21 protein-coding genes are annotated in these 20,029 nt (G+C 61.4%); 5 read left to right on the top strand and 16 right to left on the bottom strand.

The features are described 5' to 3' along the window. The first annotated feature begins 69 nt into the window (after nucleotides 1–69). The 4 genes from IEG05_RS11130 (at nucleotide 70) to IEG05_RS11115 (ending at nucleotide 3,393) form a co-directional block, all read left to right on the top strand. Nucleotides 70–1,059, top strand: coding sequence for an ABC transporter substrate-binding protein (locus tag IEG05_RS11130; RefSeq protein ID WP_014820523.1), 990 nt, complete (start codon nucleotides 70–72; stop codon nucleotides 1,057–1,059). A gap of 103 nt (nucleotides 1,060–1,162) precedes the next feature. Further along, a complete protein-coding gene (locus IEG05_RS11125; protein WP_014820522.1) occupies nucleotides 1,163–1,909 on the top strand; it encodes an ABC transporter ATP-binding protein in 747 nt (248 codons plus the stop codon). Continuing rightward, the gene (locus tag IEG05_RS11120; RefSeq protein WP_014820521.1) at nucleotides 1,906–2,679 is read left to right on the top strand and encodes an ABC transporter permease; all 774 of its coding nucleotides are present in this window, start codon (nucleotides 1,906–1,908) and stop codon (nucleotides 2,677–2,679) included. The genes IEG05_RS11125 and IEG05_RS11120 overlap by 4 nt, the downstream gene beginning before the upstream one ends. A 9-nt stretch (nucleotides 2,680–2,688) precedes the next feature. Further along, entirely contained in the window at nucleotides 2,689–3,393 is a 705-nt protein-coding gene (locus IEG05_RS11115) for a type 2 periplasmic-binding domain-containing protein (RefSeq protein WP_191122058.1), read from the top strand. 28 nt (nucleotides 3,394–3,421) lie between these two features. Here IEG05_RS11115 and IEG05_RS11110 read toward each other — a convergent pair whose 3' ends face one another. The 4 genes from IEG05_RS11110 to hemN form a co-directional block, all read right to left on the bottom strand. Then, nucleotides 3,422–4,024: an SCO family protein gene (locus tag IEG05_RS11110; protein ID WP_224742794.1), complete on the bottom strand. Its 603-nt coding sequence runs from the start codon at nucleotides 4,022–4,024 to the stop codon at nucleotides 3,422–3,424. 47 nt (nucleotides 4,025–4,071) lie between these two features. After that, nucleotides 4,072–4,620: an adenine phosphoribosyltransferase gene (locus IEG05_RS11105; protein WP_014820518.1), complete on the bottom strand. Its 549-nt coding sequence runs from the start codon at nucleotides 4,618–4,620 to the stop codon at nucleotides 4,072–4,074. A 26-nt stretch (nucleotides 4,621–4,646) separates the two neighbouring features. Next, on the bottom strand, nucleotides 4,647–5,381 hold the full coding sequence (fnr, locus tag IEG05_RS11100) for a fumarate/nitrate reduction transcriptional regulator Fnr (protein ID WP_014820517.1): 735 nt from the start codon (nucleotides 5,379–5,381) through the stop codon (nucleotides 4,647–4,649). Between the two features lie 117 nt (nucleotides 5,382–5,498). After that, nucleotides 5,499–6,875, bottom strand: a complete 1,377-nt coding sequence (gene hemN / locus IEG05_RS11095; protein ID WP_191122056.1) for an oxygen-independent coproporphyrinogen III oxidase — start codon at nucleotides 6,873–6,875, stop codon at nucleotides 5,499–5,501. Nucleotides 6,876–7,082: 207 nt separating this feature from the next. Between hemN and nadE the strand changes: the two genes are divergently transcribed. Further along, the gene (nadE, locus tag IEG05_RS11090) at nucleotides 7,083–7,910 is read left to right on the top strand and encodes an ammonia-dependent NAD(+) synthetase (protein WP_045665512.1); all 828 of its coding nucleotides are present in this window, start codon (nucleotides 7,083–7,085) and stop codon (nucleotides 7,908–7,910) included. 18 nt (nucleotides 7,911–7,928) lie between these two features. On the opposite strand, the gene IEG05_RS11085 is transcribed toward nadE, so the two are convergent. The 12 genes from IEG05_RS11085 to ccoN (IEG05_RS11030) form a co-directional block, all read right to left on the bottom strand. After that, the gene (locus IEG05_RS11085) at nucleotides 7,929–8,645 is read right to left on the bottom strand and encodes an urease accessory protein UreH domain-containing protein (protein ID WP_045665511.1); all 717 of its coding nucleotides are present in this window, start codon (nucleotides 8,643–8,645) and stop codon (nucleotides 7,929–7,931) included. Between the two features lie 7 nt (nucleotides 8,646–8,652). Further along, nucleotides 8,653–8,850 carry a cbb3-type cytochrome oxidase assembly protein CcoS gene (gene ccoS, locus IEG05_RS11080; RefSeq protein ID WP_191122055.1) on the bottom strand — a complete coding sequence of 66 codons (198 nt, stop codon included), beginning with the start codon at nucleotides 8,848–8,850 and terminating at the stop codon, nucleotides 8,653–8,655. A 79-nt stretch (nucleotides 8,851–8,929) separates the two neighbouring features. After that, a complete protein-coding gene (locus IEG05_RS11075; protein ID WP_191122054.1) occupies nucleotides 8,930–11,344 on the bottom strand; it encodes a heavy metal translocating P-type ATPase in 2,415 nt (804 codons plus the stop codon). A gap of 7 nt (nucleotides 11,345–11,351) precedes the next feature. Next, nucleotides 11,352–11,852 (bottom strand): FixH family protein, encoded by a 501-nt coding sequence (locus tag IEG05_RS11070; RefSeq protein WP_125861828.1) that lies wholly within the window; start codon nucleotides 11,850–11,852, stop codon nucleotides 11,352–11,354. 12 nt (nucleotides 11,853–11,864) lie between these two features. After that, the gene (ccoG, locus tag IEG05_RS11065) at nucleotides 11,865–13,280 is read right to left on the bottom strand and encodes a cytochrome c oxidase accessory protein CcoG (protein ID WP_191122053.1); all 1,416 of its coding nucleotides are present in this window, start codon (nucleotides 13,278–13,280) and stop codon (nucleotides 11,865–11,867) included. 135 nt (nucleotides 13,281–13,415) lie between these two features. Next, entirely contained in the window at nucleotides 13,416–14,333 is a 918-nt protein-coding gene (gene ccoP / locus IEG05_RS11060) for a cytochrome-c oxidase, cbb3-type subunit III (RefSeq protein WP_191122052.1), read from the bottom strand. Continuing rightward, nucleotides 14,334–14,519 carry a CcoQ/FixQ family Cbb3-type cytochrome c oxidase assembly chaperone gene (locus IEG05_RS11055; RefSeq protein ID WP_003301805.1) on the bottom strand — a complete coding sequence of 62 codons (186 nt, stop codon included), beginning with the start codon at nucleotides 14,517–14,519 and terminating at the stop codon, nucleotides 14,334–14,336. Between the two features lie 6 nt (nucleotides 14,520–14,525). Then, entirely contained in the window at nucleotides 14,526–15,137 is a 612-nt protein-coding gene (gene ccoO / locus IEG05_RS11050; protein ID WP_041014125.1) for a cytochrome-c oxidase, cbb3-type subunit II, read from the bottom strand. Between the two features lie 11 nt (nucleotides 15,138–15,148). Then, nucleotides 15,149–16,576 (bottom strand): cytochrome-c oxidase, cbb3-type subunit I, encoded by a 1,428-nt coding sequence (gene ccoN, locus IEG05_RS11045; RefSeq protein ID WP_046620104.1) that lies wholly within the window; start codon nucleotides 16,574–16,576, stop codon nucleotides 15,149–15,151. Nucleotides 16,577–16,928: 352 nt separating this feature from the next. Next, a complete protein-coding gene (gene ccoP, locus IEG05_RS11040; RefSeq protein WP_191122051.1) occupies nucleotides 16,929–17,864 on the bottom strand; it encodes a cytochrome-c oxidase, cbb3-type subunit III in 936 nt (311 codons plus the stop codon). A 94-nt stretch (nucleotides 17,865–17,958) separates the two neighbouring features. Beyond that, nucleotides 17,959–18,570 carry a cytochrome-c oxidase, cbb3-type subunit II gene (ccoO, locus tag IEG05_RS11035; RefSeq protein WP_044316406.1) on the bottom strand — a complete coding sequence of 204 codons (612 nt, stop codon included), beginning with the start codon at nucleotides 18,568–18,570 and terminating at the stop codon, nucleotides 17,959–17,961. A gap of 13 nt (nucleotides 18,571–18,583) precedes the next feature. After that, nucleotides 18,584–20,008, bottom strand: a complete 1,425-nt coding sequence (ccoN, locus tag IEG05_RS11030) for a cytochrome-c oxidase, cbb3-type subunit I (protein WP_041014122.1) — start codon at nucleotides 20,006–20,008, stop codon at nucleotides 18,584–18,586. Nucleotides 20,009–20,029: the final 21 nt, after the last annotated feature.

Here is a 20,029-nt window from a genome sequence, read left to right as displayed (position 1 = left end):
TTAGATAACTAAAGCGAATATAGTCCTTCGTTCTGGTTATATGTGCTGGCTATCCGAATCGAGGTCGAAATGAAAGCAAAGCATTGGCTGGTTCCAGCTCTGCTGCTGCTGAGCGCGTTTGCTCAGGCGCAGGAGAAGTTCAAAGTTGGCTACATCCGTGTGATGGACGATGCCCAGGCCATGGTTGCACACGAGGCCGGTCTGTATAAGAAGCATGGCCTTGACGTCGAGCTGATCGAGTTCAGTTCCGGTACCGACCTGATCAAGGCGATCGTCGGCGGGCAGTTGGATACCGGCGTCCTCGGCTTTACCAATGCGGTGGCCTGGGCCTCCAAAGGTGCTGACCTCAAGGTGGTCGGTGGTGCTCAGCAGGGCTACCACTCCATCGTGGCGCTTGAGGGTTCGGGTATCGAGAAGGTTGCCGACCTGAAGGGCAAGATCCTCGCTTCGCAGAAAGAGGGGAGCACCGCCGATGCAGTGCTGCGTGGCGTGACCTTGAAGAATGCCGAACTCAAGCCGAGCGACGTCAACATCATGGGTGTCAGCCCGGCCGTTGCGGTGCAGTCGCTGGTGTCCGGGCGTGTCGATGCGGCGTTCCTGTTCGAGCCGTATGATCGCATCGCGCAGCTGGTTGCCCCGGTTCAGCAGGTCTACGAGATCGGTGAAGTGTGGCCATTCCCGTGCATGGTGGTGATCACCTCCGGCGATACCCTGGCCAAGCGCAAGGATGCCGTCTGGAAGTCGCTGGACGCCCAGCGCGATGCCATCGAAATGCTCGACAAGCAGCCGGCCGAGGCAGCCAAGCTGATCGCCGACTACTTCATCGCCGAGCCGACGCTGAAGACGCTCAAGCGTGGTGAGCTCGCTCGCGAGGTTGTCATTGAGGAGGCGATCGGAACCCAGACCTTCAGCGCCAAGCTTGGCAAGGACGATCTGGCGCGCATCCAGGAGCTGGCGGACATTCTGCAGGAGCTCGGTTCGCTGAAGACCCGCGATGGCAAGCCGTTCGACACCAGTGCCATCGTCGATCTGTCCTGGCAGGAAGCTCGTGAACTCTGATCGCTTGACTCTGGTTTGAAACTACACGGGCCCGGCCTTTGTGCCGGGCCGTTTGCATCGCCCGCATTGCCGGGCAATTTCGTTTCTGGATTTGCGGATTTTTATGCAACTCAGGTTTGAAGAAGTAGACAAGCGCTTCGGGCAGCTCGAAGTCATCAAGGGCTTCAGCGGTGAGTTCGCCCAGGGTGAACTGGTGGCACTGGTTGGACCTTCGGGTTGCGGCAAGTCGACCCTGCTGCATCTGGTTGCCGGGCTGGAGAAGCCCAGTGCGGGCCGGGTGCTTGCTGACGAAAAGCCGATCACCGAGCCGAGTCCTCGACGTACGCTGGTGTTCCAGGAGCATGCCCTCTATCCCTGGCTCAGCCTGCAGGGCAACGTTGCCATGGCGCTGGAACTGCAGGGCGTCGCCAAGGCCAGCGCGTTCGAACAGGCGCAGGCCTGGCTCGAGCGTGTCGGCCTCAATGGATTCGAGCATTACTATCCGCACCAGGTTTCCGGCGGCATGCGCCAACGCACGGCCCTCGCCCGTGCATTCATCGCCAAACCCGAGGTGCTGTTGCTGGACGAGCCGTTTGGCGCACTCGATGCCCTGACCCGAATGGCATTGCAGGACGTGTTGCGTGAGCTGATCGAGGAGCATCAGCCGACGGTGCTGTTGGTCACCCATGATGTCGATGAGGCCCTTTACCTGGCCGATCACGTTCTGGTGTTCAGCGCGCGGCCGACTCGCGTGCTGAAAACCTTCAACTTCACCCATTGCGAGAAGAGCCACGACCTGTCCGACTTCGCTGCCGAGCGTAAGGAAATTCTCAGTCTGCTGGGTATCAAGACGGAGGTAGCGCATCCATGAGTCAGGCTCGCCGTCTTACTGGCCCAAAGAAGTACCTTGCGGTCGTTCTGGCCATCCTTTTCATTCTTCTGATCTGGCAGGCCGCAGCATGGAGTTTGCCGGCCTTTCTGATGCCGGGTATCCCGACCGTATTCGAGCGTCTGTTCAGCACTATCCAGGAGCCGGAGTTCCGCGAAGGGCTTTACGGCAGTATGAGTCGCCTCGGCAGCGGCTACAGTTTTGCGCTGCTGTTCGGGATCGGTTTTGGCCTGGTGGGTGGGGTGCTGTTCTTCTTCCGCGAGATCCTGCGCTCGGCCATCGTCATTCTGCAGTCGATTCCGTCGATCGCCTGGGTGCCGCTGTTTCTGATCGTTATGGGTTTCGGCAATCTGCCGATCATTGTGGTGGTCGCCCTGGCCGCTTTCTTCCCGATGGCGCTGTCGGTGATGAATGCCACCGAGAGCGTGCAGCCGGTGCACGTCGCTGCGGCGCGGGTCATGGGTGCCTCGCGCTGGCAGCTGCTGCGCCGCGTTTATCTGCCCGCCGTGATGCCAGAGCTGATCACCGGCGCGCAGCTGGCCTTCGGTAACGCCTGGCGTGCACTGATCTCCGCCGAGATGCTGATTGGTTTCGGCCAGGGGCTCGGGCGTTCGCTCGCGTACTCGGGCGAGATTGCTGACATGGTTGGCGTGATGATGAACATTCTGGTCATCGCCATTCTCGCCACGCTGATCGATCAGGTTGTACTGGAGAAGTTCAAGCAGCGGATGCTTCGCTATCAGTATGTCTGAGGCCATTGCATGTCTGTTCTCTCGCGCATTGCCATATGGCTCATCCTGTTGATGCCGGTCGCGTCGATGGCCGAGTCGTTGCGGGTGCAACTGCCCGAACGCCGGGTGCTGTCCAGCAGCGAAACGGAGAGTTTCGAGTCGGCGCTGATCGAGCAATTGGCCGAAGCGCTTGGGCGTTCCGGGTTTTCCGTGGTCAGCGCAGATGACGCTGAAGTGCGCCTGGTCGCAGGCGATCGGGTTGGTCCGGCCACTTACTATCATGCTGTGCCTGCCGCGCTAAGCGCGACGGAAGGTGAGTTGCTTGCCTGGTCCGATCTTCAGGGGCAGACGGTTTGCGTCAATCACGCGAGTCCATATGGAGCGTTGCTGAGCGAGCGCTTCGCGGCGGTGCCTCGGGAATATCCGAGCGCGGCGCATGCGCTGATCGGACTCAAGCTTGGTGAGTGCGCTGCGGTTGTCGAAGATGATGTGCTGCTGACGGAGATCGCCACCTTGCCCGAGTGGCGGCGCTACAAGCACCTGTTACCGTCGCTTTTCGATGCCGGGCGGCAGCTAAGCCTGACGGTCGCCGATGACGCTAACCTGCAGCAGCAGATCAACGCACTCTTGGCGCAATGGTCGGCAGAAGGCCGATTGGCGGGGCTGACCCAGCAATGGGTCGATGAGGTGGCATTTCAGGCATACGTGCTGGCCGATACCCTGGACTGCCACTGATTCGGTAGTTCGGCTTCGACGGCCAGTTTCAGCGTTCGTTCTCGAGCATCTGCGGCAGCATCCGCTGCAAGCCCTCCAGTTTCAGCGGCGCACGAATATGCCCGCGCAGGCTGCCATCCGGTGCGACCAAAGCCAGATTTCCGCTATGACTGACAATGTAGTCGCCTTCTGTTTCGCGCGCCGGAACGAAAGGGAGACCCAGTGCCTTGGATAGCCCTAGCAGTTGCTCCATGTCGCCGGTCAAGCCGCTGAAGCCGGCGCGGTAGTAGCTCAGGTAGGCCTTGAGTTGTTCCGGCGTATCGCGCGCGGGATCGGCGCTGACCAATACCACCTGCAACTGCTCTCGAGTCTCGGGCGGTAGCTGGCTGAGCAGCCGACGCATGTCGCTCAGCGTGGTCGGGCAGATGTCGGGGCAGGCGGTAAAGCCGAAGAACAGGATGTGCCAGCGCCCCTGCAGCGACGAAGTACTGAAAGGCTGGCCGTCCTGGTCGATCAGCTCGAACTGAGGAATGGGTCGTTCACGCGGCAGCAGCAGGATATTCGCCTGGTCCAGCAGTGCATCGCGATCAAGTGCGAACCCGGGAGGAGTACAGGCCAGAACTAGGATAAGCAGGCTGCGCCTTAACGTCATTAACACGGGCAGATCCTTTACCTAGCAGCGGCGCGGAGAATTCGCCGTCAGCGGTCGCTTAGGGCGAAGGCGGTCAGAGTGAACGTGGGAATGCCAATGTCCTGAAGTTTCTGCGATCCGCCCAGTTCGGGCAAATCGATGATGGCAGCCGCCTCATGAATGCTCGCGCGCATGCGTCGCACAAGCTGTGCGGCGGCTAGCAGCGTGCCACCGGTCGCAATCAGGTCATCGAACAACAGCACCGAATCGCCCTCGCAAAGGCTGTCGGCGTGAATCTCCAGATGCGCTTCGCCATATTCGGTGCTGTAGGCCTGCGACAGCACGTCGGCCGGCAGCTTGCCCTGCTTGCGAAACAGCACCAGAGGTTTGTTCAGCTCATAGGCGAGAATCGAGCCGACCAGGAACCCTCGTGCATCAAGCGCGCCGATATGTGTGAAGTCGGCCTCCACATAGCGCTGAATGAAGCTGTCAGCCACCATGCGTAGCGCCTTTGGCGACTGGAATAGCGGGGTGATGTCGCGAAACACCACACCCGGGCGGGGAAAGTCCTGCACCGGGCGAATCAGGGTCTTGATGCTGAACTCGTCGAAGATCATCGGGCTGCTACTCCAAACGCGCTGACTCAGACATCCATTGCGCCGCCGGCTAGGGCGCACAGTCCGATGGAATCCAGAATGCGTACTTCCTTGCCCTCGGCCTCGAGTAAGCCACTCTGCTGAAAACGGGTGAATACACGGGAAACGGTCTCGACCGCCAGGCCCAGGTAATTGCCGATCTCGTTGCGCGACATCGGCAGGCGGAACTGATTGGCCGAGAAGCCGCGTGCGCTGAAGCGTGCAGAAAGGTTAATGAGAAAGGTCGCGATGCGCTCATCTGCGGTCTTTTTCGACAGCAACAACATCATCTGCTGATCATCGCGGATTTCGCGGCTCATGATGCGCATGAGCTGGCGACGCAGCTGCGGCAGCAGGACGCTCAGTTCGTCGAGTCGTTCAAAGGGAATTTCGCAAACCGAGGTGGTTTCCAATGCCTGCGCGGTGACTGGATAGCTTTCGGTATCCATGCCGGAAAGACCGACCAGCTCGCTGGGCAGGTGGAAGCCGGTGATCTGCTCCTCGCCGCCATCGGTAACGCTGAACGTCCGCAACGCGCCGGAGCGTACGGCGAATACGGAACTGAACACGTCGCCCTGGCGGAACAGGGTTTCGCCTTTCTTCAGGGGGCGGCCGCGTTTGACGATGTCGTCCAAAGCGTCCATGTCCTGCATGTTCAGCGACAGGGGCAGGCACAGCCCGGACAGGCTGCAATCCTTGCAATGAGCTTGCCGCTGCGCACGGACCTTGATCGATTCGGACATAGAGGGCTTCCTGGAAACCTAGTTATAGCGCGCAAGGTTAACTCAGGACGTCGGCGATGGCCAATCGGCTCAAGGGTCGCAGGCAATGATTTGGACGATAGTCTGAGGCGCTCTAGATCAGGCGCGGCTGGCCTGGCTGACCTGCTCGGGGAGATAGTGGTCGAAGAGCATGCATATCGAGCGAACCAGTAGCCGGCCAGCAGGCTGAATCAGCAGATGGCTCTCGGTGATCTCGATCATCCCATCAGCGGCCATCTGCTCGAGCATCGGCCAGGCTTCGGTGAAGTACTGTCTGAACTCGATGTCATGCTCGCTCTCGATTTTCGTGAAGCTCAGCTCGAAATCGCATATCAGAGACTGGATGACGGTGCGGCGGATATGGTCGTCCTGTTTGCAGCGTAAGCCTCTGGCGGTGGCTAGCTGATGCTGATCCAGTTGGTATTGATATTGTTCGATGGCGCTGGTGTTCTGGCAGTAGAGATCACCGATCTGGCTGATGGCCGAAACGCCGAGGCCCACCAGATCACAATGGCCATGGGTGGTGTAGCCCTGGAAGTTGCGCTGCAGGCTGCCATCTTCTTGCGCCATGGCCAGTTCATCGTCCGGCAGGGCGAAGTGGTCCACGCCTATGTAGCGGTATCCCGCGTCGGTGAGCAAATGAATGCTCTGCTCCAGCATGGCCAGCTTTTCGGCGGGGGCCGGCAGGTCGTTGGCGTTGATACGGCGCTGCGGCGCGTATTGCTCAGGCAGATGAGCATAGTTGAACAGCGAGAGCCGGTCCGGCTGCAGGTCAATGATCGCCTCAACGGTTCTGGCGAAGCGTGCTGGCGTCTGCAGCGGCAAGCCGTATATCAGATCGATGCTCAGCGAGCGGTACTGCAGCGTGCGGGCCGCCTCGATGATGGTGCGTGTTTGCTCCAGGGTCTGCATGCGATTGATGGCGCGCTGAACCTCCGGGTCCAGATCCTGCACGCCGATGCTGATGCGGTTGAAACCTAGTTCGCGGAGCAGGCCGATGGTTGGCCAATCCGCTCCCCGGGGGTCGATCTCGATACTGAAGTCGCCATGATCATCGTCCTGCAGGTTGAAGTGCTGGCGCAGATGGCCCATCAGCCGACGCAGTTGATCATGGCTGAGAAAGGTAGGTGTGCCGCCGCCAAAGTGCAGCTGCTCGACCACCTGGTCCTTGCCCAGGTGGCAAGTGATCAGCTCGATTTCTTTCTCGAGGCGTTCCAGATAGGGCTGTGCGCGTGTCCGGTCGTTGGTCACCACTTTGTTGCGGCCGCAGTAGTAGCACGCGTTGGCGCAAAATGGCAGATGAACGTACAGCGACAGCGGGCGTGACGCCTGGCGGCTGCCGCGCAATGCGTGCAGCAGGTCGAACGAGCCGACCTTTTCATTGAACTGGGCCGCGGTCGGGTACGACGTATAGCGCGGGCCGGTCTGATCGTAGCGACGGATCAGGTCGGAATCCCAGCGAATGGAGTCGAGCATGTGGCGTTCCCGGTCATGACGGCGGTCGCTGGATTCTAGGGGCAGGGCATTGCGGCGGACTTGACCTGTATCAAACTTGATCCGACCCTAGCGCGCTGGGCCAGATCGGCGCCGACATCCGGAAGGGATCGCGCTGATTGGCGGTCAGATGATCACGTCAGCGTCTTATGCTTCAGCAGCGCCTTCATATCGCCAGAGGAGAGATTCATGCACAGCCGCCAGCAGGAAATCGCAACCGCGCTCAACGTCTGCGCACCATTTACCGGGCCGGAGTCGGTACAGGCCGAGATTGATCGTCGGGTGAGCTTCATCCAGACCTGCTTGCGCGAGTCGGGCCTGAAGACCTTGGTGCTCGGGATCAGTGGTGGCGTCGATTCGACCACGGCGGGTCTGCTGGCCCAGCGGGCGGTCGCCGGCATGCGCGAAGCAGGGGAAGGCGACGACTATCGCTTCATCGCCGTGCGCCTGCCTTATCAGGTGCAGCATGACGAGCATGAAGCGCAGCTGGCGGTGGATTCGATCAAGCCCGACGAGTGCCACACCGTGAACATCGGCACCGCGGTGCTGGGCCTGGCTGCCGCCACGCAGGCGCTTGATCCTTTGAGCCCGGCGCAGCGTGATTTCGTGCTGGGCAATACCAAGGCGCGGATGCGCATGGTGGCTCAGTACACGATCGCCAACGCGCGCCAGGGCCTGGTCATCGGTACCGACCATGCGGCAGAGGCGGTGATGGGCTTCTTCACCAAGTTCGGTGATGGCGCGTGCGACCTGACGCCACTGGCGGGTCTGGTGAAGGACCAGGTTCGGCAGATAGCCGCGGCATTGGGCGCTCCCGATCAATTGGTGCACAAGGTGCCAACCGCGGATCTCGAAGAGTTGTCACCTGGCAAGCCCGATGAGGCAGCTCATGGTGTCAGCTACCGCAACATCGATGATTTTCTGCAGGGTAAGCCGGTACCGGACGAGGCGGCCCGGATCATCATCGATACCTACGACAAGACTGCTCACAAGCGCCAGTTGCCCAAGGAGCCATGAGCGCTCGCAAGCCTTCCGCTAGTGCGCGTGTGTCTCGTGAGATGGCGCTGAGCCATGCCCCATCAGCCACTGCTGATGAGGGCCTGGCAGCGTCCAGATACCGAACAGAATCACCATTACCCCGCCGACGACGCGCACGCCACGCTTGCGCAGCAACGTTGTCAATCGCTCGGCAGCAAGGCCGGTGGCAAGCAACACCGGCCAGGTGCCGATGCCGAACGCCAGCATCAGCAAAGCGCTATCCAGTGCATCGCCCTGGCTGGCTGACCACAACAGGGTGCTGTAGACCAGGCCGCACGGTAGCCAGCCCCACAGCGCCCCCAGTATCAGGGCGCGTGGAATGCTCGTTACCGGCATGAATTTGCTAGCGATAGGCTGGATATGACGCCAGAGTCCGCGTCCTAGCGACTCGATGCGTGTCAGCCCGCTCCACCAGCCGGCGAGGTACAGGCCCATGATGATCAGCAGAAGTGCGGCGACGACTCGTAACGCCATGGCCGCTGGACTGTTGGCAACGGCCAAGCCCGCCAGGCCGATCAGGAATCCGGCAACGGCATAGCTTGATACGCGTCCGAGGTTGTAGGCGACCAGGAGGCGCAGGCGCCTGCCGCGCTGATCCGGTGGAATGGCCATGGTCAGTGCACCCATCAGGCCGCCGCACATGCCGAGGCAATGGCCGCCACCTAGTAGTCCCAAGACCAGTGCAGACAGCAGCAGGGGCAGCAGTTCAGTCACCTTTGCGTTACTCCGGCTGATCTTCCGAGGATTCCACTGCATCGGCTGCGGAAGGCTTCTGCGGCTCGTCGTCGTCGAACAGGATGCTGTGCGCCGGTCCGTCGAGATCGTCGAACTGCCCGCTGTCCACCGCCCAGAAGAACACCCAGATTGCGACGGCCACCAGGACCACGGCAACAGGGATGAGGATGTACAGAGCGGCCATTAGGACCTCCAGGATCCGAAGCGAAGTCTTTAGCTGCGTAAAGTGCGCCGCTGCGCCAATGACGTGCGTTGCAGCAGATTCAGCCGTGACTTGCCGGCTGACGTGTCAGCCGCAAGGCGTTCAAAACCACCAGCAGCGAGCTGAGCGACATCCCCAGCGCGGCCCATAGTGGGGTGACCCAGCCAAAGGCGGCGAAGGGCAGAATCAGGCCATTGTACAGGCTTGCCCAGGCCAGGTTCTCGATGATGATGCGGCGGCTGCGGCGTGCGACGTCGAATGCCTGCGCCAAGCTGCCTAGACGGTTGGATAGCAGCACCGCATCAGCACTGGTCTTGGCCAGGTCGGTCGCCGAGCCCATAGCGACGCTGATATCCGCTGCGGCAAGCACCGGGACGTCGTTGACGCCGTCGCCGAGCATTAGCACCCGATGTCCGGCGGCCTGCAATGCCTGCAATCGGGAAAGCTTGGCAGCAGGGGTCATGCCGCCTTCGGCCTCAGCGATGCCCAGTTCCCTGGCAATCTGGCCGACCATCGGTGAGCTGTCACCGGATAGCAGTAGCGTCTGCCAGCCACGGGCGCGGCAGGCCTCAAGGAGTGCCGGGGCATCGTCGCGAAGCCGATCGCCCAATACCAGCCAGGCCAGCGGGCCTTGATCGTCGCCCAACAACAGCCATTGCCCCTGGTCGCCGGGAATAGCGGGTGCCGGTTGGGCGAAGCCTTCGGCGACGAAACTGGGCTGGCCGATCCGCAGGTTGCGACCTTCAACGTTGCCTTGCAGGCCCAGGCCCGGCACCGTTTCGACCGATTCCGCCGCCAGCGGCGCACGTCCGAAGGCGCGGGCAATCGGGTGTTCGGAACGGTTCTCCAGGGCTGCGGCCAGCGCCAGGCAGGCATCGGCATTCAAAGCTCCGAGCGGGTGCACGGCGCTAAGTGTCAGGCGGCCCTCGGTCAGGGTACCGGTCTTGTCGAACACCACGGTATCGATATGATTCAGGCCTTCGAGCACATGCCCGCGGGTCAGCAGCAGACCGAGCTTGTGCAGCGTACCGGTGGCCGTGGTAAGTGCTGTGGGTGTCGCCAGCGACAGCGCGCATGGGCAGGTCGCGACGAGCAATGCAAGAACGATCCAGAACGCGCGTTGCGGATCGATCTGCCACCAGACCACCCCGACGACGGTTGCAACCAGCAGCACCACCAGCAGGAACCACTGCGCGACGCGGTCGGCCAGCTCGGCAAGCTTCGGTTTGTCTGCCTGAGCACGCTCCAGCAGGCGGACAATGGCGGATAAACGGGTGTCGTCGCCCAAGGCCTGGACTTCCACGGTCAGCGGGCCTTCGACGTTCAGCGTGCCAGCGGTTACTGCATCGTCCACGCCGCGGGGCAGGGGGAGGTACTCACCGGTCAGTACCGATTCATCGACGCTGGACTGACCGCTGATGATGAGGCCGTCTGCCGGAATCAGCGCACCGGGTTGCACCAGTACGCGGTCGCCGAGCTGCAGCTCGCTGAGCAGGATGCGATTGCTGTGACCGTCTGCGTCGAGTTTCAGGCAGGACGCAGGCAGCAAATTGACCAGTTGTGCGGTGGCGGCTGCGGTGCGTTCGCGCGCGCGCCGCTCCAGGTAGCGCCCGGCCAGCAGGAAAAGGGCAAACATGCCCACCGCGTCGAAATAGAGTTCACCCTGGCCGGTGATGGTGGACCAGATGCCGGCGACGTACGCACCGCCGATCGCCAGCGACACCGACACGTCCATGGTCAGGTGGCGGGTGCGCAAATCGCGCAGTGCTCCTTTGAAGAAGTCGGTGCAGCAGTAGAAGACGATCGGCGTGGTGAGCAGCAGGGCGGTCCAGCGAAGGGTGACGAAGAAGCTCTCCGACAGGTCCAGGTTGAACTCGGGCCAGGTGGCCATGGTGGCCATCATTACCTGCATCCACAGCAGCCCGGCTACGCCCAGCTGGCGCAGCGAACGGCGGTTCTCGCTGGCCAGGCGCTCGGCAGCCTGGTCGGCCTGGTAGGGGTGTGCTGCGTAGCCGATCCGTCGCAGCTCGCCGAGCAGCTCGCTGAGCGGCAGCTGTGCGTCGCTCCAGCGTACGTTCAGGCGATGATTGGACAGGTTGAGGCTGGCCTCGGCCACGCCGTGCAGGTTGCGCAAGTGGCGTTCGATCAGCCAGCCGCAGGCGGCGCAGCTGATCCCTTCGATCATCAGCGAAGTGCTTGCCAGATCGCCCTGGTGCTGTACGAACGGCTGTTGGACGTCCTCGCGGTCGTATAGCGCCATCTCTTCGCTCAGTTCCTGAGGGAGAGTCTGCGGGTTGATGGCGGTGTCGCTGCGGTGCTGGTAGTAGCTCTCCAGCCCACCCTTGACGATGGCTTCAGCGACGGCCTTGCAGCCTGGGCAGCACAAGGCCCGCGTCTCACCCAGCACGCGGGCCTGGAACGGACTGCCGGCTGGCACCGGCAGGCCGCAGTGGTAGCAGGGGAGAGGCTTTGCCATCAGCGGCTCAAGGCTTCAGTTCGAGGGCGCGGCCGGCTTCGATGGTTTTTTCCCCGTACAAGCGCCAGTCCTGCTCGCCTTCGCGACCGAGCAGCTCGATGAAGCGGCGGCCGCTGATCGATTCCTGCATCTGGCCCTGATAGATGCCGTCACCCTGCGGTTGCAGGATGATGCGGCGGTCACGCTCGGGCTGGGTCGGCGAGATCAGGTTCAGCACCAGTTGCTGCGGGCGGCTCGCGCCGCTCAGCTGCACTTCGGCCAGGCCGCGCTCGTCATTCAGGGCGATGCGTGCCTGCATCTCCAGACGCTCTGCCAGTTTCTCGCGCTCCAGCGACTGGTTGATGCCCTTGCCCGCGTCGTAATAGTTGTCCGCGACCAGGGTGTCGGCATTCTTGATCGCCAACGTCAGCAGGGACACGCCCAGTACTACGGAGCTGAGCAGGATGGCGATGACAAACCAGGCCCAGAACTGGGTGTACCAACGCGTTTGTTCGTTATCAGAGCGCATGCATTACCTTACTTAGCGGATGCTCGGGCCGATGAAACGGCTGTCTGCATCGTCGTTTATCGAGTCGTCGTCTACCGAGCGAATGTGGAAGACGATTTCATTAGTGCTCGAGGGCAGCTTCTCGGCGGCGATGGACAACTCGACCGGGATCGTGACGAGCTCGCCGCCCTCGGCGCGAATCTCGCTACGGCCTTCGTAGACCAGACCGTCGAGGCCGGTAGCTTCGATCACGAAGGTCTGTTCTTGCTGAGCCTTGTTCATCACCTTGAGGGTGTAGACGTTCTCGATATTGCCCTGCTCGTTCTCGCGGTAGAGCACGCGATCCTTGAGCACGTCGAGTTTTACCAGCGGGCGATCATACACGGCGTAGGAGAACAGCCCCATCATGGCCAGGAGCGCGACGGCGTAACCGATCAGGCGCGGGCGCAGCAGATGAGTCTTCTGGCCGGACAGATTGTGTTCGGTGGTATAGCTGATCAGGCCGCGCGGGTAGTTCATCTTGTCCATGATGGCGTCGCAGGCGTCGATACAGGCGGCGCAACCGATGCACTCGATCTGCAGGCCGTCGCGGATGTCGATGCCGGTCGGACAGACCTGAACGCACATGGTGCAGTCGATGCAGTCGCCAAGGCCCATTGCCTTGTAGTCAGCGTCTTTCTTGCGCGGGCCGCGCTTCTCGCCGCGACGCGGATCGTAGGAAACGATCAGGGTGTCCTTGTCGAACATCACGCTCTGGAAGCGCGCGTACGGGCACATGTAGATGCACACCTGCTCACGTAGGTAGCCAGCACTGCCGTAGGTGGCGAGGGTGAAGAAGCCGATCCAGAATGCCGACCAGCCATTGACGTTCAGGGTGAGCAGGTCGGGCACCAGCTCGCGGATCGGGGTGAAGTAACCGACGAAGGTGATCGCCACGAGGATGCCGACCGCGAGCCAGATGGCATGCTTGGCCAGTTTGCGAAGGAACTTGTTGGCGCTCATCGGCGCCTTGTCGAGCTTCATCCGCTGATTGCGATCACCCTCAGTGATCTTCTCGGCCCACATGAATACCCAGGTGAACACGCTCTGCGGGCATGTGTAGCCACACCAGACGCGGCCGGCGAAGACGGTGATGAAGAACAGGCCGAAGGCGCAGATGATCAGCAGCCACGACAGCAGCATGAAATCCTGGGGCCAGAATGTCGCCCCGAAGATGTGGAATTTGCGCTCTGGCAGGTCCCACCAGACGGCTTGACGGCCGTTCCAGTTAAGCCAGACGGTCCCGAAGAAGAGGATGAAGAGTACTGCGCCGCCAACGCGTCGCAGGTTGCGGAACAGGCCGCTGAAGGCTCGGGTGTAGATCTTTTCACGCGCGGCGTAAAGGTCAGCTGACGCTCCGGCCTTGGACGGGGGGGGGGTTACATCACGAACGGGGATCTGCTCAGTCATCGAGTGCGTACCACGGCGGAAGGTGGGTGTCCTGGCCGATGCATGCCGACCAGGATCATTTTTCTGTCCAGCTGCTAATGGTACGCCCGGAGCGTTGGGGTCGGGTGCGACAGGTCGTCACCCCGACCCTGTGTATCACTGCTCCGGCTGCTGCGACAGGCTGTAAACGTAAGCCGCCAGCAAGTGCACCTTGTCGTTGCCAAGGATTGCTTCCTGGGCCGGCATGCGGCCATTGCGACCGTAGCGAAGGGTTTGCTGGATCTGGGCAAAGCTCGAACCATATAGCCAGACATTGTCGGTCAGGTTCGGCGCGCCCATGGCTGCAACGCCCTTGGCTTCCGGTCCATGGCAGACTACACAGTTGGTCGCGAAGATTTTTTGACCCTGCTCAATGTCGATGCTGATACCCTCTGGGGTATCACGACCGGACAGGCTGCGCACATAGCCGGCAACGTTGCGGATGCCTTCTTCGCCGATCACGTCCCGCCAGGCCGGCATCGCCGCCTGGCGGCCGTGCAGGATTGTGGTCTTGATGGTTTCCGGCTCGCCGCCCCACAGCCAATCGTTGTCGGTCAGGTTCGGGAAGCCGTAGGCGCCCTTGGCATCGGAGCCGTGGCAGACCGAGCAGTTGGAGGCGAACAGGCGACCGCCCATCTTCAACGCCTGAGCATCCTTGGCGACTTCCTCTACAGGCATGCCGGCGTACTTGGCGAAAAGCGGACCGTACTGCTCGTCCGCCTTGTCCATCTCGCGCTGCCATTCCTTGACCTGAGTCCAGCCACCTTCATAGCCCGGCAGGATGCCTTTCCAGTTGCCCAGGCCGGGGTACAGCACCAGGTAGCCGAGGGCGAAGATGACGGTGCCGACGAACAGCATGAACCACCAGCGCGGCAGCGGGTTGTCGTATTCCTCGATACCGTCATAGGAATGGCCAACGGTTTCTTCAGTGCTGTCAGGGCGTTGGCCCTTGCGAGTTGCCAGTAGCAGCCAGACCAGCGCGGCAATGGTGCCGAGGCTCAGCAGGGTGACGTACCAACTCCAAAACGAGGTCATTTATTTCTTACTCCTGGAAGCTTCTTCATCACGCTTCTTGGCGTCGGTCTCGTCGTCCGCGAAGGGCAGGTTGGCGGCTTCGTCGAAGCTATTCTTGCGTTTGCTGCTGTAAGCCCAGAGCACCACGCCGATAAAGGCGACGAATACCAGAATTGTGCCCAAGCCGCGAAGAGTCCCGATTTCCATCATGCGTTACCGTTTGTTGGTGAGTGCAGTGCCGAGTACTTGCAGGTAGGCCACCATGGCGTCCATTTCGGTCTTGCCACGGACGGCATCCTTGGCGCCGGCGATGTCTTCTTCGGTGTACGGCACGCCGAGAGTGCGCAGTGCCGACATCTTCTTGGCGGTGTCCTTGCCGTCGAGGGTGTTCTCGACCAGCCACGGGTAGGACGGCATCTTCGACTCGGGCACTACGTTGCGCGGGTTGTACAGGTGCGCGCGGTGCCAGTCATCGGAGTAGCGGCCACCGACACGGGCCAGGTCCGGACCGGTACGCTTGGAGCCCCACAGGAACGGATGGTCATAGACGCTTTCGCCAGCGACCGAGTAGTGGCCGTAACGCTCGGTTTCAGCGCGGAACGGACGCACCATCTGCGAGTGGCAGCCGACGCAGCCTTCGCGGATGTACAGGTCGCGGCCTTCTAGCTGCAGCGCGGTGTAGGGCTTCATGCCTTCGACCGGCTCGTTGACGGCGTCCTGGAAGAACAGCGGGACGATCTGGGTCAGACCACCGATGCTCACCGCCAGGATCATGAACAGGGTCAGCAGACCAATGTTCTTTTCGAGTACTTCGTGATTCTTCATCTATCCGTTCCTCAAGCGATCTGCGCAGCAGCGTCGTACTGAGCTGCTTTGGCGGCACGCACAGTGCGCCAGGTGTTGTAGGCCATCAGCAGCATCCCGGCGAGGAAGAAGGCACCGCCCAGTGCACGGACGATGAAACCGGGGTGGCTGGCTTCCAGTGCCTCGACGAAGGAGTAGGTCAGCGTGCCGTCTTCGTTGATTGCGCGCCACATCAGACCCTGGGTGATGCCGTTGACCCACATCGAGGCGATGTAAAGCACGGTGCCGATGGTGGCCAGCCAGAAGTGCGCATTGATCAGGCCGATGCTGTGCATCTGCTCGCGACCGAACACTTTCGGGATCAGGTGGTACATCGAACCGATGGTGATCATCGCTACCCAGCCGAGGGCGCCGGCGTGTACGTGGCCGATGGTCCAGTCGGTGTAGTGGGACAGGGCGTTGACGGTCTTGATCGCCATCATCGGACCTTCGAAGGTCGACATGCCGTAGAACGCCAGGGAAACGACCAGGAAGCGCAGGATCGGGTCGGTGCGCAGCTTATGCCAGGCGCCCGACAGGGTCATCATGCCGTTGATCATGCCGCCCCAGCTCGGTGCCAGCAGGATGATCGACATCACCATGCCCAGCGACTGCGCCCAGTCCGGCAGCGCGGTGTAGTGCAGGTGGTGCGGGCCGGCCCAGATATAAAGGGTGATCAGCGCCCAGAAGTGCACGATCGACAAGCGATAGGAATACACCGGACGCTCGGCCTGCTTCGGCACGAAGTAGTACATCATGCCGAGGAAGCCGGTGGTCAGGAAGAAGCCCACGGCGTTGTGGCCGTACCACCACTGCACCATCGCATCGGTAGCACCCGAGTAGATCGAGTAGGACTTGAACCAGCTGACCGGGATTTCCAGGTTGTTGACGATGTGCAGCATCGCCGTGACCAGGATGAAGCCACCGAAGAACCAATTACCCACATAAATGTGCTTGGCCTTGCGCTTCATGATCGTGCCGAAGAACACGCCGATGTACGACACCCACACCAGCGTGATCAGGATGTCGATCGGCCACTCCAGTTCCGCGTATTCCTTGGAGCTGGTGAAGCCCTGTGGAAGCGTGATGACTGCAAGCACGATCACAGCCTGCCAACCCCAGAAGGTGAAGGCCGCGAGTCCGTCGGAGAACAGACGCGCCTGGCAAGTGCGCTGAACCACGTAATAGGACGTGGCAAACAGTGCGCAACCGCCGAATGCGAAGATCACCGCGTTTGTGTGCAATGGTCGTAGACGGCCGAAGCTCGTCCACGGCAGGTCGAAGTTGAGCGAGGGCCACACCAACTGCGCGGCGATCAAAACACCCAGGCCCATCCCGATGATTCCCCATACCACCGTCATGATGGCGAATTGGCGAACCACCTTATAGTTATAAGCAGTCTCACTTATTGCTGTGCTCATGCAAGGCTTCCACGCTAATGGCATTTTCGAAGGCAAAAACGGCGGCAAGTATGGAGAAAGCATGGGGGCAATGCAAACGACGCCCGGGCTCTCTTTGCTGGCCAAAACCCTGATTTAAAGCGTTTTCCATGCGCTGCGCAGGGATGTTTCGCACCAGGCCGGCGCGCCAGAAATACCGAGTTCGCCTTATGCTTCTAGGTGGCGCGGCGAGTCGGAAGCAAAGCTTAGAAGTGCGTGGGCGGGCGGGGAAGGTCTTCGGTCGGCTGATGATGCGACAGATGGTCGCAGCGCGACGAGAGTTGCCTGAAGATAAGGCGAGAAGGGCGGTACGAGTGTACCGCCCTTTTACGACTTACTGCTTGGCGAGTTGTTCCGGTTTCTGCGACAAGCTGTAGACGTAGGCGGCGAGCAGGTGAACCTTGTCGTCGCCCAGGTACTGCTGCTGGGCAGGCATCTGGCCGTTGCGGCCGTGGCGGATGGTCTGCTGCAGCTGGGCGAGGCTCGAGCCGTAGATCCAGCCGGAGGCATGCTGAAGATTCGGCGCACCCAGTGCCGCCATACCTTCTCCACCCTGGCCGTGGCAGACGGAGCAGGTCTGTGCATAGACCTCTTTGCCTTTGCCCATATCAGCGTCGGTGCCTTCCGGCAGCGCCAGGCCAGCGAGTTCCTTGCGGACGAAGGCTGCCACGTTCTTCACGCCTTCCTCGCCGATAGCCTGACCCCAGGCCGGCATTGCTGCGATACGGCCGTTGAGGATGCTGGTCTTGATCGAGGCTGCATCACCACCCCAGCGCCAGTCATGGTCAGCCAGGTTCGGGAAGCCCAGGGAGCCCTTGGCATCGGAACCATGGCAGATGGCGCAGTAGTTGGCGAACAGGCGAGCACCCATCTTCACGGCTTGCTCGTCCTGAGCGACTTCTTCCACCGACATGGCAGCGTACTTGGCGAAGATCGGACCGTATTTCTCATCGGCCTGAGCGACCTCGCGCTCCCACTGCTTTTCCTGAGTCCAGCCACCCTCGTAGCCGGGCAGTACGCCTTTCCAGTTACCCAGGCCCGGATAGAGCGCGAGGTAAAGGATGCCGAACACCAGGGTGCCGATGAACAGCAGGAACCACCAGCGCGGCAGCGGGTTGTCGTATTCCTCGATGCCGTCGAAGGCATGACCCATCGTTTGGTCCGTGGTGCCGGCCGACTCGCCCTTGCGGGTGGCGAAGATCAGCCAGAACAGAGCGACGATGGTGCCCAGCGTCAGCAGGGCGATGTATCCACTCCAGAAAGTGCTCATGTGCTACTCCTGGACAGCCCGAGCAACTCTGGCTGTCCGCGATTGAAGTCCCTGACGGCTGCGAAGCCAGCCGTCATTTTTCTTGGCTGTGCGATTAGCGCTTGTTGGTCAGAGCCGTGCCGAGCACCTGAAGATAGGCCACCATGGCGTCCATCTCGGTCTTGCCATTGACGGAGTCGCGAGCGCCAGCGATGTCCTCTTCGGTGTACGGCACACCGAGGGTGCGCAGTGCCGACATCTTCTTGGCGGTGTCCTTGCCGTCGAGGGTGTTCTCGACCAGCCACGGGTAGGACGGCATCTTCGACTCGGGCACTACGTTGCGCGGGTTGTACAGGTGCGCGCGGTGCCAGTCATCGGAGTAGCGGCCACCGACACGGGCCAGGTCCGGACCGGTACGCTTGGAGCCCCACAGGAACGGATGGTCATAGACGCTTTCGCCAGCGACCGAGTAGTGGCCGTAACGCTCGGTTTCAGCGCGGAACGGACGGATCATCTGCGAGTGGCAGCCGACACAGCCTTCGCGGATGTACAGATCGCGGCCTTCCAGTTGCAGCGCGGTGTAGGGCTTCATGCCTTCGACCGGCTCGTTGACGGCGTCCTGGAAGAACAGCGGGACGATCTGGGTCAGACCACCGATGCTCACCGCCAGGATCATGAACAGGGTCAACAGCCCGACGTTCTTTTCTAGTTTCTCGTGCGATTTCATTTACCTAGGCTCCTCAGGCGATCTGCGCGGCAGCGTCGTACTCGGCGGGCTTGGCAGCCTGCACGGTGCGCCAGGTGTTGTAGGCCATCACCAGCATGCCGGCGAAGAAGATCGCGCCACCGATCATCCGCACCACGAAACCGGGGTGGCTGGCTTCCAGTGCTTCGACGAAGGAGTAGGTCAGCGTGCCGTCGTCGTTGATCGCGCGCCACATCAGGCCCTGGGCGATACCGTTGACCCACATCGAGGCGATGTAGAGCACGGTGCCGATGGTGGCCAGCCAGAAGTGGGTGTTGATCAGCGCGACGCTGTGCATCTGAGCGCGGCCGAAGACCTTCGGAATCAGGTGATACAGCGCGCCGATGGACACCATGGCAACCCAGCCGAGGGCGCCGGCGTGTACGTGGCCGATGGTCCAGTCGGTGTAGTGCGAGAGGGCGTTGACGGTCTTGATGGCCATCATCGGACCTTCGAAGGTCGACATGCCGTAGAACGCCAGCGAAACAACCAGGAAGCGCAGGATCGGGTCGCTGCGCAGTTTGTGCCAGGCGCCCGAGAGGGTCATCATGCCGTTGATCATGCCGCCCCAGCTCGGAGCCAGCAGAATCAGCGACATCACCATGCCCAGGCTCTGCGCCCAATCCGGCAGGGCGGTGTAGTGCAGGTGGTGCGGACCGGCCCAGATGTAGACGGTGATCAGTGCCCAGAAGTGGACGATCGACAGGCGATAGGAATACACCGGACGCTCGGCCTGCTTCGGCACGAAGTAGTACATGATCCCGAGGAAGCCGGCGGTGAGGAAGAAGCCCACGGCGTTGTGGCCGTACCACCATTGCACCATCGCATCGGTCGCACCGGCATACAGCGAGTAGGACTTCATCGCACTGACCGGAATTTCCAGGTTGTTGACGATGTGCAGAATGGCCACGGTCAGGATGAAGGCGCCGAAGAACCAGTTACCGACGTAGATGTGCTTGACCTTGCGCGTCGCCAGCGTACCGAAGAAGACGACCGCATAGGCCACCCAGACGATGGTGATCAGGATGTCGATCGGCCACTCCAGTTCCGCATATTCCTTGGAGCTGGTGAAGCCCAGCGGCAGGGAGATCGCGGCGAGCAGGATGACCAGCTGCCAGCCCCAGAACGTGAACGCGGCCAACTTCGGCGCGAACAGTGTGGTCTGACAGGTACGCTGTACCGAGTAGTAGGAAGTTGCGAACAGAGCACAGCCGCCGAAGGCGAAGATCACCGCGTTGGTGTGCAATGGACGTAGACGACCGAAACTGGTCCAGGGGAGGTCAAGGTTCAGAAATGGCCAGGCCAATTGTGCTGCGATGAAAACGCCGAGCCCCATCCCGACGATTCCCCACACCACCGTCATGATGGCGAATTGGCGGACCACCTTGTAACTGTAGGCGGTACTGGTTGCTGTGTTCATGTATGGGCTTCCATCCACGGG

The sequence above is a fragment of the Stutzerimonas kunmingensis genome (assembly GCF_014764705.1).
Taxonomy (GTDB): Bacteria; Pseudomonadota; Gammaproteobacteria; order Pseudomonadales; family Pseudomonadaceae; genus Stutzerimonas.
This window is presented reverse-complemented; position numbering and strand designations above follow the sequence as displayed.

Excerpts from the sequence above, each read along its gene's own strand:
- ccoN (WP_041014122.1), bottom strand. The coding sequence starts at position 20,008 with ATGAACACAGCAACCAGTACCGCCTACAGTTACAAGGTGGTCCGCCAA.
- hemN (WP_191122056.1), bottom strand. The coding sequence starts at position 6,875 with ATGCTCGACTCCATTCGCTGGGATTCCGACCTGATCCGTCGCTACGAT.
- ccoG (WP_191122053.1), bottom strand. The coding sequence starts at position 13,280 with ATGACTGAGCAGATCCCCGTTCGTGATGTAACCCCCCCCCCGTCCAAG.
- IEG05_RS11070 (WP_125861828.1), bottom strand. The coding sequence starts at position 11,852 with ATGCGCTCTGATAACGAACAAACGCGTTGGTACACCCAGTTCTGGGCC.
- ccoP (WP_191122051.1), bottom strand. The coding sequence starts at position 17,864 with ATGAGCACTTTCTGGAGTGGATACATCGCCCTGCTGACGCTGGGCACC.
- IEG05_RS11110 (WP_224742794.1), bottom strand. The coding sequence starts at position 4,024 with ATGACGTTAAGGCGCAGCCTGCTTATCCTAGTTCTGGCCTGTACTCCT.
- IEG05_RS11125 (WP_014820522.1), top strand. The coding sequence starts at position 1,163 with ATGCAACTCAGGTTTGAAGAAGTAGACAAGCGCTTCGGGCAGCTCGAA.
- ccoS (WP_191122055.1), bottom strand. The coding sequence starts at position 8,850 with ATGGCCGCTCTGTACATCCTCATCCCTGTTGCCGTGGTCCTGGTGGCC.
- ccoP (WP_191122052.1), bottom strand. The coding sequence starts at position 14,333 with ATGACCTCGTTTTGGAGTTGGTACGTCACCCTGCTGAGCCTCGGCACC.
- IEG05_RS11075 (WP_191122054.1), bottom strand. The coding sequence starts at position 11,344 with ATGGCAAAGCCTCTCCCCTGCTACCACTGCGGCCTGCCGGTGCCAGCC.
- IEG05_RS11130 (WP_014820523.1), top strand. The coding sequence starts at position 70 with ATGAAAGCAAAGCATTGGCTGGTTCCAGCTCTGCTGCTGCTGAGCGCG.
- IEG05_RS11120 (WP_014820521.1), top strand. The coding sequence starts at position 1,906 with ATGAGTCAGGCTCGCCGTCTTACTGGCCCAAAGAAGTACCTTGCGGTC.
- ccoO (WP_041014125.1), bottom strand. The coding sequence starts at position 15,137 with ATGAAGAATCACGAAGTACTCGAAAAGAACATTGGTCTGCTGACCCTG.
- ccoN (WP_046620104.1), bottom strand. The coding sequence starts at position 16,576 with ATGAGCACAGCAATAAGTGAGACTGCTTATAACTATAAGGTGGTTCGC.
- nadE (WP_045665512.1), top strand. The coding sequence starts at position 7,083 with ATGCACAGCCGCCAGCAGGAAATCGCAACCGCGCTCAACGTCTGCGCA.
- ccoO (WP_044316406.1), bottom strand. The coding sequence starts at position 18,570 with ATGAAATCGCACGAGAAACTAGAAAAGAACGTCGGGCTGTTGACCCTG.
- IEG05_RS11105 (WP_014820518.1), bottom strand. The coding sequence starts at position 4,620 with ATGATCTTCGACGAGTTCAGCATCAAGACCCTGATTCGCCCGGTGCAG.
- fnr (WP_014820517.1), bottom strand. The coding sequence starts at position 5,381 with ATGTCCGAATCGATCAAGGTCCGTGCGCAGCGGCAAGCTCATTGCAAG.
- IEG05_RS11055 (WP_003301805.1), bottom strand. The coding sequence starts at position 14,519 with ATGGAAATCGGGACTCTTCGCGGCTTGGGCACAATTCTGGTATTCGTC.
- IEG05_RS11115 (WP_191122058.1), top strand. The coding sequence starts at position 2,689 with ATGTCTGTTCTCTCGCGCATTGCCATATGGCTCATCCTGTTGATGCCG.